Source organism: Flavobacterium sp. DSR2-3-3, from assembly GCF_049896585.1.
Classification (GTDB): Bacteria; Bacteroidota; Bacteroidia; order Flavobacteriales; family Flavobacteriaceae; genus Flavobacterium.
Window position 1 is genome coordinate 169,021 of sequence record NZ_JAFCUP010000006.1, and the last position, 15,004, is coordinate 184,024.

Annotated in this window: 11 protein-coding genes; all 11 read right to left on the bottom strand. The window is 34.4% G+C overall.

Annotated elements, in window-relative coordinates; all coding sequences use genetic code 11:
- Positions 1 to 5: 5 nt before the first annotated feature.
- The 11 genes from ACP7AQ_RS10165 to ACP7AQ_RS10215 all read right to left on the bottom strand — a co-directional run bounded on the left by ACP7AQ_RS10165 (position 6) and on the right by ACP7AQ_RS10215 (position 14,567).
- On the bottom strand, positions 6 to 1,121 hold the full coding sequence (locus ACP7AQ_RS10165; protein WP_426095392.1) for a DegT/DnrJ/EryC1/StrS family aminotransferase: 1,116 nt from the start codon (positions 1,119 to 1,121) through the stop codon (positions 6 to 8).
- Positions 1,118 to 2,050 (bottom strand): hypothetical protein, encoded by a 933-nt coding sequence (locus ACP7AQ_RS10170; RefSeq protein WP_426095393.1) that lies wholly within the window; start codon positions 2,048 to 2,050, stop codon positions 1,118 to 1,120. The genes ACP7AQ_RS10165 and ACP7AQ_RS10170 overlap by 4 nt, the downstream gene beginning before the upstream one ends.
- Complete coding sequence (locus ACP7AQ_RS10175; protein ID WP_426095394.1) at positions 2,047 to 2,733, bottom strand: SDR family NAD(P)-dependent oxidoreductase; 687 nt, start codon at positions 2,731 to 2,733, stop codon at positions 2,047 to 2,049. The genes ACP7AQ_RS10170 and ACP7AQ_RS10175 overlap by 4 nt, the downstream gene beginning before the upstream one ends.
- Before the next feature lie 15 nt (positions 2,734 to 2,748).
- The gene (locus ACP7AQ_RS10180; protein WP_426063482.1) at positions 2,749 to 3,741 is read right to left on the bottom strand and encodes a 3-oxoacyl-ACP synthase III family protein; all 993 of its coding nucleotides are present in this window, start codon (positions 3,739 to 3,741) and stop codon (positions 2,749 to 2,751) included.
- Complete coding sequence (locus ACP7AQ_RS10185; RefSeq protein ID WP_426063481.1) at positions 3,725 to 4,153, bottom strand: sugar 3,4-ketoisomerase; 429 nt, start codon at positions 4,151 to 4,153, stop codon at positions 3,725 to 3,727. The genes ACP7AQ_RS10180 and ACP7AQ_RS10185 overlap by 17 nt, the downstream gene beginning before the upstream one ends.
- Complete coding sequence (locus tag ACP7AQ_RS10190) at positions 4,143 to 4,547, bottom strand: sugar 3,4-ketoisomerase (protein WP_426063480.1); 405 nt, start codon at positions 4,545 to 4,547, stop codon at positions 4,143 to 4,145. The genes ACP7AQ_RS10185 and ACP7AQ_RS10190 overlap by 11 nt, the downstream gene beginning before the upstream one ends.
- A gap of 159 nt (positions 4,548 to 4,706) precedes the next feature.
- On the bottom strand, positions 4,707 to 5,768 hold the full coding sequence (locus ACP7AQ_RS10195) for a lipopolysaccharide biosynthesis protein (RefSeq protein WP_426063479.1): 1,062 nt from the start codon (positions 5,766 to 5,768) through the stop codon (positions 4,707 to 4,709).
- Between the two features lie 169 nt (positions 5,769 to 5,937).
- Positions 5,938 to 8,364: an SLBB domain-containing protein gene (locus ACP7AQ_RS10200; protein WP_426063478.1), complete on the bottom strand. Its 2,427-nt coding sequence runs from the start codon at positions 8,362 to 8,364 to the stop codon at positions 5,938 to 5,940.
- A 397-nt stretch (positions 8,365 to 8,761) separates the two neighbouring features.
- Positions 8,762 to 11,119 (bottom strand): GumC family protein, encoded by a 2,358-nt coding sequence (locus tag ACP7AQ_RS10205; RefSeq protein WP_426095395.1) that lies wholly within the window; start codon positions 11,117 to 11,119, stop codon positions 8,762 to 8,764.
- Between the two features lie 9 nt (positions 11,120 to 11,128).
- Positions 11,129 to 11,920, bottom strand: a complete 792-nt coding sequence (locus tag ACP7AQ_RS10210; protein ID WP_426095396.1) for a polysaccharide biosynthesis/export family protein — start codon at positions 11,918 to 11,920, stop codon at positions 11,129 to 11,131.
- Between the two features lie 742 nt (positions 11,921 to 12,662).
- Entirely contained in the window at positions 12,663 to 14,567 is a 1,905-nt protein-coding gene (locus ACP7AQ_RS10215; protein ID WP_426063624.1) for a polysaccharide biosynthesis protein, read from the bottom strand.
- Positions 14,568 to 15,004 lie beyond the last annotated feature (437 nt).

The following is a 15,004-nucleotide window of genomic DNA, read 5'->3' on the forward strand; positions in this document are numbered from 1 at the left end:
TTCACTCATAACTGCTCTACAGCTGCGTAGTTATTTAAAACTTCTACCATCTTCTCCACTTCTTCTGTACTCATCACAGGACTTATTGGTAAACTTAGTACATCAGTATGAATCAGCTCGGTAATTGGCAGAGAGATGCTGGATAAACTGGAATAACAACTTTGTTGATGAGGCGGAATGGGATAATGAATTAATGTTTGAATACCATTTTCCTTTAAATAATACTGCAACTTATTACGATCAGCAGTTCGAATCACAAAAAGATGCCAAACATGTTCATCCGCATTCCCAGCTTGTGGGAGTATTATTTTAGAATTTTTTATGTTTTTCAAATAATAATCTGCTATTTTTTGTCGGCGCTTTGTTTCCGTATCCACATAACGCAGTTTGACATTCAAAAATGCAGCCTGCATTTCATCCATTCTACTGTTTAATCCTTGATATTGATTAACATATTTTTCAGCTGAACCATAATTAGCCAAGGTACGAATCACTTTTGCTAATTCTGGATCCTTTGCAGTTACAGCTCCTGAGTCGCCTAAAGCACCTAAATTTTTACCAGGATAAAAACTAAAACCAGCAGCATCACCCAAGTTCCCTGTTCTTACACCTTTCCAACGTGCTCCAATTGCTTGAGCATTATCTTCAATTAGTTTTAAATTATACTTTTTTGCCAGTATTTCCAACTCTTCATTCCAACAAACACAACCATATAAGTGGACCACAATTATGGCTTTGGTCTTTGAAGTAATTTTGCTTTCAATTAAATTGATATCTAAATTAAAAGTAGTTAAATTTGGCTCCACTAAAATTGGCACTAAGTTATTGTCCGTAACAGCCAATACTGAAGCGATATAAGTATTGGCAGGAACAATTACTTCGTCACCAGCTTCCATCACACCCAATTCGATATAGGCTTTAAAAATCAATCGTAAAGCGTCTAATCCATTAGCAACTGCTACTGAATGACCGCCTTCCTGAAAAACCTCTAAATTTTTTTCAAATTCTTTTACCCGTTCTCCCAGTAAATACCAACCACTGTCAATAACATCAGCGGCAACTTGTTTCAATTCTGCAGCATACTGTGCATTTATTTTTTGTAAATCTAAAAATTTAATCATGATGTAAATGTTAATATATGTATGCATTTACCATACTTGCAGCCTAGCTTCTCGTAAGTATGAATTACTGCTCTGTTAGTTGTTGCAGGATGCATGAAGGCATACTCCGCTCCAATTGATTTTAAATGATAGGCCATTTCACTAATCAGTTTAAGATACCAACCTTTACACGTTTCTGAGGAAACTGAAGAAAGCACCATTTTAGAAACTTTTTCACCAATAGCATCCCAATCGTTAAAAAGATAATTCGCAGTCAAAAAGGCATCCGAAGGAACTCCTGTTGTTGAAGGGACCATAGTGAAATCAGAAAATCCCTTTACAGATTCCTCTATATAAGTTGCTAGGAATTCATCGGCCTTACTCAAATCAAATACGGTTTCAGCATGAAACCTATCATAATCATTTCGCATTTCTCTGGCAACTCTTTTTAAATTTGGGATGTCTTCCAATACTGCAGATCGTACGTCATATCTTTCATAGGAATACTTTTTTAAATCCAAATAATAAGTTAATCTATTCTCCACTAATTTAAATCCGCTTTCGTTTAAGGCCTGAATAGTGAATATATCTTCGCTTGGAATTTCGGAAAAACAATACTTGTCTTTCTCTTTAAAAAAATCCTGTACAAAAATTTTTGTCGCACTTTTTAATATTTTATAATCCTTATGGGCATATAAAACATATAATAATTTATAGGTCGGCAAATTAAAATAATCCGAATCCCATTTTAAAAATTTTACAATAAAGAAATGTTGCTCACCTAAAACATCAATTTGTAAGGTCTGTACAGTTTCATCAACAAGATATTTTTCTATTTCATTGACTAAACTATGCTGAAATATTTTTTCCTTATCGGGCTTAGGAAAAAAGCTAAATGGAGAGTAATGATAAAGAATCTCTTTTCTTGCAAAAATTAAATCTAAAATCATATAATGCCACCATTAATATTAATTTCCGTACCATTGATGTATTCAGTCTTACGCAAATATTCGATAGTGTTAAAAATGTCAGCTGGCTTACACAATTTATTGGAGGGTATTCTTTTTTTAATATCTTCTAAAAATCTCTCCGGTACTTCACTGATCATTCCCAACTCAGAATAACCTAAGTTAATGTTATTTATAGTTATGCCTTTACTTGCATTCTCTACGGCTATTGATTTAGACATACCAAAGAGTGCCGACTTAGAAGCCGCATAAGCACTAATTCCAGGCGATGGTAATGCTGCCACAACTGAACCAAAATTTATAATTCTTCCAAATGATTGTTCCCTCATGAAAGGAAGCACACTACTGATCATATTAAAAGTGCCTATTAAATTAACTTCAATAACTTCTCTCCATTTTTGGATGTCTGCTTTATGCGCAAATGAATTATAATTAATGCCAGCACAATTAATCAAAGTAATATCTTTTAGATCGTGTTGGTTTTGCTCAATCCAACTTTTGATTTCACTGTCTTTTGTGGTATCTACTTTAAAAAATACTGTTTTGGGATGAAAACTTTCTGTAAAAGTAGAATTATATATTCCAAAAACATCATTGTTTTTTTTGCTGTATTCTTCACACAAATACTTTCCAATGCCTTTAGAGGCTCCTGTTATTATAATCATATAATTATTTTTAAATTACGCCCATTTAATAATCGCGGCCCCATAAGTCCATCCACTGCCAACCGCGGCAAATAAAATAGTAGATCCTTTTTTTATTTTACCGGATTGAAATGTTTCATGCAATAAAATAGGAATGGTTCCTCCGGAAGTATTCGCATATTTATCCATATTTGTCATTACTTTTTCAAAAGGCAACCCTAAAATTTCAGCTGTTTTTTGAAGTATTTTAATACTTGGCTGATGAGGAATCATCAAATCAATGTCGGCTATAGTTAAATTGGTATCCGCTAATACCTGATTTATTGCAATGGGTAATACTTTTGTGGCGGTATCATAAACTGCTTTGCCATTCATTTGGAAATAATGCAAATTATTATCTATCGTATTTTGATTGGCTGGAAATTCAGAACCACCTGCTGGAATCGTAAACTCATATTTACCCCTTCCGTCAGTATATAACCTGTAAGCTAAAAACCCTTCATTTTCTGAAGCACTGGTTAAAACCGCAGCACCTGCGCCATCTCCAAAAAAAACGGCATCCCTTCTTTTCCAATCGATAATTTTAGAGAATGTATCTGCCCCAATCACCAAAACATTACTGTAAACGCCACTGGCAATATATTGAGAAGCTACAGACATTGCGAATAAAAAACCACTACAAACAGCTGCTATATCGAATGCTACCGCATTATAAGCCTGTAGTTTATCTTGTACAATCGAAGCAGTTGATGGTGCTAAACGATCTGGAGTCGAAGTAGCTACAATAATCAATTCAATATCATCTTTATTCAATCCGGCATTTTTAATAGCCATTTCACCTGCTAATGCCGCTAGATCACTTGTACACTGACTGTCCTGAGCTATACGCCGTTCATGTATCCCTAAATTTTCAAAAATCCATTCACTGTTAGTATCAATTGTTTTTTCTAAATCTGAATTCGCAATTCTATTTTCAGGAACATAAGCTCCTGTACCAATTATCTTAACTGTTCTAACCAACTGCTTCATTTATGTATGTTTTATAATCGTCAAAATTCCGTATATAATCACTTTCATTATATTCATGGGAAGCTAATACCAAACAAATTGAACCACTGGAGAAGTTGATTTCAGAAGCCCAAATTCCGGGCGGAATATGCAAACCTAAATCGGGACGGTTTAACAAAACCTGCCTTTTTGTTTGCCCATCATCTAATAAAACTTCAAAACTTCCACTTCCAGCGACTAAAAACTGATGACAATCTTTATGAGCATGTGCTCCTCGAGATTCGCCACCTGGAATATCATATAAATAAAAAATTCTCTTTATATCAAAAGGAATTTCAAAATTATTATTAACAGCGGTGATATGACCATTTCGATCGCCAATTTGTTTTAAATGCAAAAGATTACACTCAAAAACACTATTTTTAGTATTCATTCGGCAACTTTTTAAAATTCTCAAAATCTCTGATGTAATCTTCTTGAGAAAAAGGCTCACTGGAAACATGTAATGCGAGAGCATTTGTAGAAAAATTTTCTATGTGCCTCCACGTTTTAGCTGGTAAATAAAGACCATAATAACTTCTGTTTAGGGAGAATTTTTCAGTAGTGCCATTACAATTGGTAATAAAAACATCAAAACTTCCGCTTAAGGCCACAATGATTTCTTGCTGCTTAAAATAAGCATGCCCTCCTCTAATTCCACCACCAGGAACATCATAAGTCCAAAAAACCCTTTGAATTTCAAAAGGAATTTGACTAGGATTTTGCATAAAAGTTAAATTACCTCTGGGATCTTGAATTTTTGGAAAGTCAATAAGTATTGGTTTCATCGTATTTTGATTTCAAATTTTCAATTATACACCTGCATTATTTATAAATTTTTAAATTTATCTTATCTCTATCGATTAATTTTATCGGTATCAAAAAAAATTAATCTTTCTTCAAATTAGGATTGAATTAAAACAGATTGAATAAATTGAAAACTCCGACTATTTTAATTCTTTCAAAATTCGTCTAATAACCAATACCAATACTGTTAGCATACCAGCCAAAATTCCGCCTAAAATAATCCCTTTTGCTTTCCCGAATCTTTCCTTAGGCAAAGGTAAAATAGGACGGTCCACCACCTGTATTAAAGGAGTTTCTTTTCGCAGGGTAACTTTAGCCAATTCAGTTTGTTTGACCAGCTCCGTCAATATAGCAGTGTTAGCCTGAACATCAACCTGTCTTCTTGCGGAAGGGGCACGACGAACATTTAAGGCCGGATTTAAATTAAAAGTATTATCGTTTGCTATCGCTACTCCGGTAATCGCTCCATTAAGTTCCCGACGAATCGAATCCGTTTGCCTTTCGAGTATAGCCATATTCAATCTGGACTTTTTACTTTTAGAATCAACATAAAAATCCGATACTTTTTTAGCCAGGGCTTCTGAAAAATACTTGGCAAACAATTCATTAGTAGAAATTACGTCAATGCTTATAATAGAAACTTTTTTATCTTTTTGGGCAACCATTAGGCCATTTTTAGACAAATCGCTATATACTACACCAAGAATACTGTCATGCACGCGTGTAAAATACTTGCGGTCGGTATTTGGAATAAATTGTATATCCTTAAACTTGGGTTTATCATTCCATTGATCTCTCCATCCTTCATTTCTAATGTACATCTCCGCCAAAGAAATCGTATCAATACCTGCTAAAACAGAAGTTAGTAGAGTTTGCTCCACCATCGAGCGAGATTTAAATAACTCCGTCAAATTTGCTCCTGCGAAAACGCTTCCGCCACCGCTGCCACCAAGATCTAAACCAAGGGAACTCGCTAATCCAATAGCACCTCCTAATCCGCCTCCTGATTTTTCATCTTCAAGCGCAAAAGATAACGTGGCAGTATATATTGGCTTCCTAATGTAAGAGTAGGCGACACCCAAAGAACTTCCTATAAGAACCATCAGGAAAAGTATTTTCCATTGAGAAAGCAAATAGAAGAACCATTCCTTACCCTTCTCGATTAATTCTTTTAACGTAATTTGGTCGTTTTGTTCGTTCATTTTTTCAAGATTTTACGCTTGTATTTTATTTATTATTAAAATGTGTATTTTAAGTAGTGTCGATAAAAGTCCGTTGTATGTTTTTATTTTTCTTCCTTTTGGGTTGGTGTAAAACGATTGAGATTAGTAACCTGCAAACTGGTCCTTAAATACTGGTTGGTGAAAACTATTACCTCAATATCGCAATTATAACCCCTGCCAAACTCGCCAATACTCCAGCTATACTAACAAACTCGCCCGTACTCATTTTTTTTGTCTCAGGTTTTTCAGGCACTATAATTTGTGAACCGGGAGTGACTTTAGGATAAGATCGTATAAATAAAAATGAATGTGCCACTGCCGCTTTCCCATTTGGATAAATGATGTACGCCTTTTTTTTCCAACCTTTTGCATCAACACCTCCTGCGGCGTTCACATAGTAATTGAATCCTTTGCCACCATCATAGGGAATTTCTGAAGTCAATAAGACATTTCCAGTAACTTTTACGCCTTCATTAAATGCGACCACTTCTATTTCATCGCCAGAAAATAAAGTGACATTGGTACTGCTTTTTGGATTTTTCACAATTGCTTTCCAATCTACTGGAATGGTAGCATATTTTAAGTCCTCCTTTAATTTTTTTTCTAATTTGGCTTGGATACTATCTTTTTTACCTAAGTTTAGATTCACATTTTCCAAATCTTCTATTTGTTTTGCCTGAATAGGTCTTTTTATTCTCACTCCCTCTACATTGGCAACGGAGGTCAATCCACCTGCTCTTTGAATAACGTCATATACGCGATCTTTTTTGTTTGCCAACACATATTTTCCGGCATAATGTACAGCTCCGGTTACCGTAACCATCTCCGGTTTATCGTACACCGCCATTTTTCGGATATTAACCACATCAAAAGGAAGCAAAGTAAAGTTTTTTGCCTGTTCATTGTTGCCCGCAATAATTTCTATGTTAAACAATTCTGCTTTATTGGGATTAGTATCATCAATTTCCTCTGAAATGATCATTCGCGCGACCTCAACTCTTTTAGAAGCCGAACCTGTTAAACCACCAGCCTGCACTAATAAATCATTCAATGTTAAATTATCATAATATTGGTATATTCCTGGTTTTTTTATCTCACCATCAATGGTTATCTTGAGTTCTTCTTCAAAATCCAAAATAGAATATACAGTGATCACGTCCTCCCGTTTTAGAGGAATATCAGAATCAAGATCACCGATTAAAGCCTTATCCAAATTGACATTGACAATTTCTGTAGTCAAATCCGATTGCAATCGAATAATTCTCGCCCTATTGGTATACGCATCTTCTTTTAAACCATCTGCTTTACTGATTAAGTCAGAAACGCGCATCCCTTCGTAAAAAGAATAGGTATCGGGCCTGAAAACAGCGCCTTCTATTTTAATTCGGTTTTCGAAGCGGTTTAAAATTTTAGAAACTCGGAACACATCTCCGGAAAGGGGTTTATAACTATCAAATTCAGACTCCTTGATATCCGTTACTTTAAATTCCTTATTTGTTTTTTGCAACACATTTACAGATGCAGTATAGGCAAATTCATTAAAACCGGAAGCAAAAGTAAGCAAGTTAGAAAAGGTTTCTCCTTTCTTCATTTCAAAAATTCCGGGACGTTTGACTTGCCCTTCTACAGTAACCCTTTGATTATAGGCTGGGATTCGGATGACGTCATTGTCTTTTAGCCCGACATTATCGGATTGGTCACCATTCACAAGAAAACGATATAAATCGACATTGCGATAGACAACATTATTTCGCAACAACTCAATATTTCGGTAACTGCCATTCTTCCCAGGGCCACCACCCAAAAATAACGCGTTATAAACCGTAGCCAAAGAAGAAATGGAATAATTTCCCGGCTGTTTGCTGCCTATGATCGTTACTCGTATAGTTCGAATTCGATTCAGACTAATACCTACTTGCGATTGCCCAGAGGCTACAGTACTGTAAACACGAGCAATGGCCGCTTTTATTTTTTGAGTGGCCGCTTCAATAGTCATTCCTGAAACAGCAATTTGGCCAACATACTGAATGTTAACTTTACCTTCCATTGTAACTGGCACCGACGCAGTAAATTCCTGCACACCATATACACTTACTTGCAATTCATCGCCAGGTCCCAAAACATAATTCACAGGGGTGGCCAGTTTTAAATTGGGTTCAAAATTTAACGTGGGAGTATCAAACAGTTCAGATCCGAAAATTAAGGCATTTAAAGTATCCTTAACTTTTATATTACTAATTTTTTCTTGCTTTCGGGTGAGCTCTTTGGAATCAACGGTACCATTCAAAGAACTGCTGTTGTCTGAACTGGGAGTATCTGAAACAGTTTCCAAACGAATTCTTAGTTTACGAAATTCATTTGCTGACATTCCTTTTGACAATGCCAGCTGCTCCGCTTGAGCAACCGAAATACTGTTGGCTTGCAATTGATTTTTTAACTTGACGATATCCGCATTGGATAAATTATCTACTTGAATTGAACCTAAATCGGTGCCGACAAACAAATCCTGAGCCGAAACACCAGAAGTATGAAGCATCAATAATACAAATACTGTTGCAATAAGTATTTTTTTCATAATTATTTTAAAGTTTTAAGACTACCAGTCGTGCGTGATGAGATGATATTGATGTTTTTAAAAATAGTTTTCATTCGCCATAGGATACGGCTTCGCCGCTGCAATCCACATAGCAGATTACCATCTTTTCAAGATTTTTACAAAGTTAAAGTAAAAATAAAGGAAAATCTATCGTTTCAGTAGGAAATGTACATCAAAAATTGATTTTTTAATTTACATTTTAGTAACAATAACAAACTCACATATTTAATTGCGGCAAAAATAAAATTAATTGTATTAACATGACCAAAAACTGTGAATTCTATAACTAATCTACTTATTAAATAAAAAAAAGTTTACAAAAAAATAATTTGTAAACTTTTACTTAAAATTAAACTAAAACAATAAATTTATTAAATTAGAGTATTTTTTTATACCAGGGCTCTTTTTCAACTTTTACACCATAACCGTACCCATATCCATAACCTTTCGTAGAATCGGTATCATTAAGCAGTAAGCACATATTTGGTAATTTTTGTTCTTTATATAAGGTGTTGGCAATATTCAGCATGCGTTTCTCTAATACATTAGCACGAGCCACATAAATAAAACAATCTGCATATTTAGCAATTAATAACGTATCGGTTACTAAACTGACCGGAGCCGTATCCACTATTATATAATCGTATTGTTTTTTTACAATTTCAAAAAGTGTATCCACTTTCTTATTCATTAGCATCTCTGCAGGATTAGGAGGTATTACACCTGCAGGTAATACATGAAAATCATCAAATCCATCATGTTTAACAATTAAATCTCCCAAGACTAAATCTTTAGAAGTCAAATAATTAGTCAATCCACGATCCGGCAATGTCAAATATTCATCCAACCTTGGGTTTCTGATATCCATTCCAATCAATAATACTTTTTTACCAGACAAGGCGAAAGTCGCAGCCAGATTAGCCGAAACGAAAGTCTTGCCCTCTTTTGGAAAAGTAGACGTTAAAAAAATAGTTTTAGCCTGACCCTCCGGAACTTTAGTTAGCATAAATTCCAAATTCGTTCGGATGATTCGCAACGCCTCTGCCGAACTACTGCGGCTTTCTGATTTTATGATTTCCGAAGGACTACCGGATTTAGGCACATCGCCTATAAATGGAATTAATGTTTTGCCTTCTAAGTCCAAACGACTTTTTATTTTCGTGTCCAATAAATCCATCAAGTAAATAATTCCAAATGGAACAAGAAGACCTAATAATAATGCGGCCAAATAAATTATGTTTTTTTTCGGAGCCACCGGAATCTTTGATCCTTTGGCAGCATCAATCACTCTGGCATTAGGTTCTGTTGCTGACAGTGAAATAGCGGTCTCTTCCCTTTTTTGCAACAAATACAAATACAATTCCTCTTTTACTTTTTGTTGTCTGGCAATAACTCTAAACTGACGTTCCTGCACTGGTATTTTTCCCAATTTAGAATTCAAAAATCCTTCCTGACTGTTCAAATTTCTCTTTTGAATGCTTAAATTTGATTGCATGCGACTCAAACTCGAAGCCACACTAGATTTTAAAGATGACAGTTGTTGGTCTATTTTAATAACAGTTGGATTAGCTTCGGTTGCCGATTTCATAATTCGATTCCTATCTAAAACCAATTGATTGTACGAACCAATCATTTCTGTTGCTTCACCACTGACAATATTGGCAGGCAACAGGTCCGATTTTTTACTTTTCTTCATAAAGTCCAGCATTGAAGAGATAATATTCAATTGGATATCTGCTTCTACTCCTTTCTTATCATACTCGCTTGAACCTTCAATAAAAAGCTTCGCTTCCGTTTCGATATCCGTTAACTGATTCGTATTTTTAAAACTCTGAACGTCCTGCTCCACACCTTCCAACTCTTCAGTAATTAATTTCAATCTGTTTGCAATAAACTTTGAAGTGTTTTCAGAAATTAAATTCTTATCCGCCACAGCATTTTCATTATAGTTTTGCACCAGAATATCCAAGAAATCCTCCGCTTTGGTCAACACGGGATCAATTAAAGAGATTTCAACGACACTGCTTGTTTTACTTAATGGATTAACCTTTAATCTTGATTTGAAACTTTCCACTGTGTTCTCAAGAGGAGAGTGTACGATTATAATTGTAATATTATTGTCAGCAATTGTTTGAGAATGTTTAGGCGATTTATTAATAACTAAAGTACCGTACTTTGTTTTGATAGGCTGACCATGCTTAAATACGTTGTTATTATCAATTAAAATTCTCTTTTCCGGTGATAAATCATCCAGCTCAAAGGTATTGGATGTCACTGCTACATATTTAAACTCCATTTTATTTTCAAAAAAACCAGGCTTCTGATCAATAAAATTGACCATAATAGGGGAATTCTGGTATACTTCAGCTTTTATTACATTTCCTTCAACAATAAAAGCCGTATTCAAATTCAATTTTTTTACAACACTTTCAATTAATGTTCTTGATCTTAAAATTTCTACCTCATTGTCTAAGTTATTTTTAATACCGCCCCCTATACCCATATCAGCGAAAGCTGAAAGTTCAGAAAGCATCCCCCCCTTCTTTTCATCTTTTACTAAAATAGTAGTAGCAGCCTGGTATTGCGGTGTGTAATATCTAAGATAAATGTATGCGATTAATAAACTAAAAAAAACACCTAAGACAAACCATTTCCAGTGGGAAGCATATTGATCAACAATAGCTTTTAGTTGAAAATCCTGTTCTTGATTTTCGTTTAACATGTTATTTTCCATTGAAACTATTTATTTTGAAAAGGTGATAATTAATGTAATTAAAGTAATCAGCAAAGAGGAAACAGAAATAATTACCCCGGTGTTTGGTCCTACTGCTGCAGCATTGATTCTACTCTTATTGGGTTCTATATACACGACATCATTTTGTGCCAAATAGTAAAACGGAGAATTGATAAATTCCGTCTTGGTGATATCCACTCTATTATAGGATTTGACTCCATCAATTTCCCGAATGATTAAAATACTATTCCTTTTACCATAAATTGTCAGATCTCCTGCTTTACTCAAGGCTTCAATCAACGTAATTCTTTCGGAAGCAACACTGTAGCTACCAGGAGCAGTAACTTCACCTTGAACCGAATATTTAAAATTCATGATACGAAAGTTAATTATTGGATTTTTGATAAACATAGCAATTTTGTCTTGCAGGATTTTAAGAACTTCCGAACGAGTGAATCCGCTTATTTTTAACTTCCCCACAATAGGAAAATCGATAAACCCATTAGCATCCACCAAATATAATTGTGTCGACTGTTGTCCAATAGCATCTGGTCTGTCAGCTGTAGGTATTGATAAAGTAGTTAAATTAAAAGGAATGGCTATTTCAGGGTCTTCCGCAGACACGATAATCATCAATAAGTCATCGGGTTGTATTTTAATTTCATACGATGTTGATTTTTCTTGCGACTGTAATGTATCAATGTCTTGATAATAAATGATGTCTTTTTTTGAAGCGCAAGAGAAAAATAACACTAAAAACAAAAATGGAATTGTTTTTTTTAGTAAAAAAAAGTATTTCATGTAATTTTATTTTTTTAAAGGGGCAAATATATACATTAACACGTTGGATGTAATTAGTTTTATTTAATATTTTTTTTGAGACTATCAGTGTAGAAAAACTTCTTTTGCTACCAATTCAAAAGATTTTGGCAGATTTATTTTCACTAGGCGGTTCGTAAAGGCTGTAATCGATAAAATTCGTGCCTAAAAACAGCAATTACTAATGCCAGTTAACAATTTTAAAATTTTACAACATATCGCAGAACGGGAAAAATTTATTTATTCAATCAATTAAAATATGTAGCCAAAATTAGTAACGAAAACTACTTAGCAACTGTGCCTGTTAATTCAATAAAAATATGCAATACAAGCCAACTTAATGTATTGCAATCTGTAAAAATATTTGTTGAAAATTACTATTCCACATCAATAACTAAGAACTGGAAATTCTAATAAAAAGCAGCAAAGCGAGTTATATTTATTTTCTGCCATAAGTTCAAAGATTAAATTCTATTAATCCGTGCCCCAAATCAGAAGCCACTATCACTTCCGAACATATTTTAAAAGTCAATTACAATCCTCAGAGCGTATTAAATCTATTTCTTCAATTAGTGAAAATCCGCTAAATCCATGGCCAAAATAAACAACTCCCAGCACATACGAGGAGTTTTCAAAATCTAAAATTAGTCCTAAAAGCGAGCAAGATGTATTGCATCCAAGTTACTGTTGCTTTAATAAAAAAATGAAATCAATCCAAAAAAAGTTAATCTTTTTGATCTAACACTTCATAAGCCGAATTCATACTTTTGAATTCAGGTACTATCTTCTTCATTTGAGCCACTATCGCATCATTGGCAAACAAATCTGCCAGACGAATCAATTCATTAATATCGACATGCAGCGATTCAAACTCTTCCTGAATTTCTTGTGCAATCATAATTTTAGCATGATGCGTTGCAATCGACTTTGAAGTATCATTTAGCAACTCTTCATATAGTTTCTCCCCAGGTCTCAACCCAACAATATCAATCTTGATGTCTTTATCCGGAATGAATCCTGCTAATTTAATCATCTTTCGTGCCAAATCAATAATCTTAACTGGTTTACCCATATCAAAAATATAAATTTCACCGCCATTCCCCATCGCTCCAGCCTCCAAAACCAATTGACAAGCCTCAGGAATAGTCATAAAATAACGGATGATATCTACATGAGTAATGGTAAGTGGGCCGCCTTCGGCGATTTGCTTGGTAAACAAAGGGACAACAGAACCGTTTGAACCCAACACATTTCCAAAACGGGTAGTAATAAATTTAGTAGCATTAGATCCTTTCTCTTTTTGGTCTTTAAACTGCAGGGATTGTACATACTTTTCAGCAATTCTTTTACTGGCACCCATTACATTACTGGGGTTTACCGCTTTATCGGTAGATACCATTACAAATTTTTTGACATCGTACAAACAAGCTAAATCAGCCAAATTTTTAGTCCCCTTTATATTGGTGAAAATTGCCTGACAAGGATTTTCTTCCATCAGCGGCACGTGTTTATAAGCAGCAGCATGAAAAACAACTTCGGGACGGTAAGTTGCAAAAAGCGTATCCATCGCTGCTCGATTTCTAATATCTCCAATAACGGTTCGGATTTTGGCACGGGTAACAATACTGTCCGTTTCTAATTTGAGATGGTGCAACGGCGTTTCAGCCTGATCCAATATAATGATTTTTTTAGGATCAAATAGCAAAACCTGTCGAGCAATTTCACTCCCTATAGAACCGGCCGCTCCCGAAATCAATATTACTTTGCCTTTCAACTGATTTGAAATGGACTTGTTGTCCAATATAATTGGTTTTCTTTCAAGAAGATCTTCAATTTGAATGGTCTTTACTTTTTGGGAAATCTCTTTTTGATTTTCCCAATCCGAAATTAAGGGTACGGTGTAAACCTTGTAATTGTATTCCAAACACTGGTCTACAATGATAAGTTGTTCGTCTTTTGACAATCCCTTATCAGCAATGATAACGCCTTCCGCTGCTACCGAACGCATCAAAGCAGGCAACTTTTTCTTTTGCACTAAAATAGGAAGATCCAACATGCGTTTGGAAGCATTCTTATTTTTTTTATCGACAAATCCCACAATTTTAAAACGGGAAGGTGTTTCAAATTTTAACGCGTTAGCAACCGATATTGCATTGGCATCGGTTCCGTAAATGACAGTTCGTATTAATTCTGAATTGCTCTTTTCAGAAAAATATACTTCAAATGTTTGCTTGACCACAACTCGATATAAAAACAAGCCGCAAAAAGAAAGAACAATATTGATAAAAATAGCAGTATTCAAAAAGGCTTTTGTGCCAAGGATAATCTCGTGTAAAAAATTAAAAGCAAGAAAAGCAATTAAAACGGCCGATTGTGAAAACAATAATTTAACCGCATCAATATTAGAAGAATGTCGGATAATTCCGGAATACGTGCGAAATAGCCAGAAAAAAAACAAATTTATTCCAAAAAAAGAACTGATGAAAATGATAGTATGAGGCGTCGTTATATAATCCAAACCTGTACCTTTAAAGAGAAGAAAAGTAAAAAAGAACGATAACAGCAAAACCATCAAATCAATGCCAACAATGATCCAGCGGGGCAAATAACCCAAATTATGAATATTCAATCTAAGGTTCGTTTTGAAAAAAACGTCAGTAACAAACTGTGCTGCTTTTTTATTTACAGGAGTACTCAAAGTAATTTATCTTTTTTAAAGTGATACGTCTTGAATAATGAATAAAAATCAAATATCGGAAATAAAATAAAGTCTCAAACAAACACTTTTTTTACATACAAACGATAAAACACACTGACCGTATAACTCATAGTTTAACAATTGCAACAAATGGTTTTTTTTTATTTTTTTATTCTTGTAGATCGTTAATAAGCCAGGCTGCTAAGTGATAATCGAAACAATTAGTAATAACCGATCTGTGTAATTAAATAAAATTAAGAATTTCAAAAAAGATATAAAAACACCAACTTCGACTTAAGTAACTGCCATATCAAAACGTAGAAAAAAGAATCGAATAACTCAATTCTGAGTCCGTAAAGGTATGATTT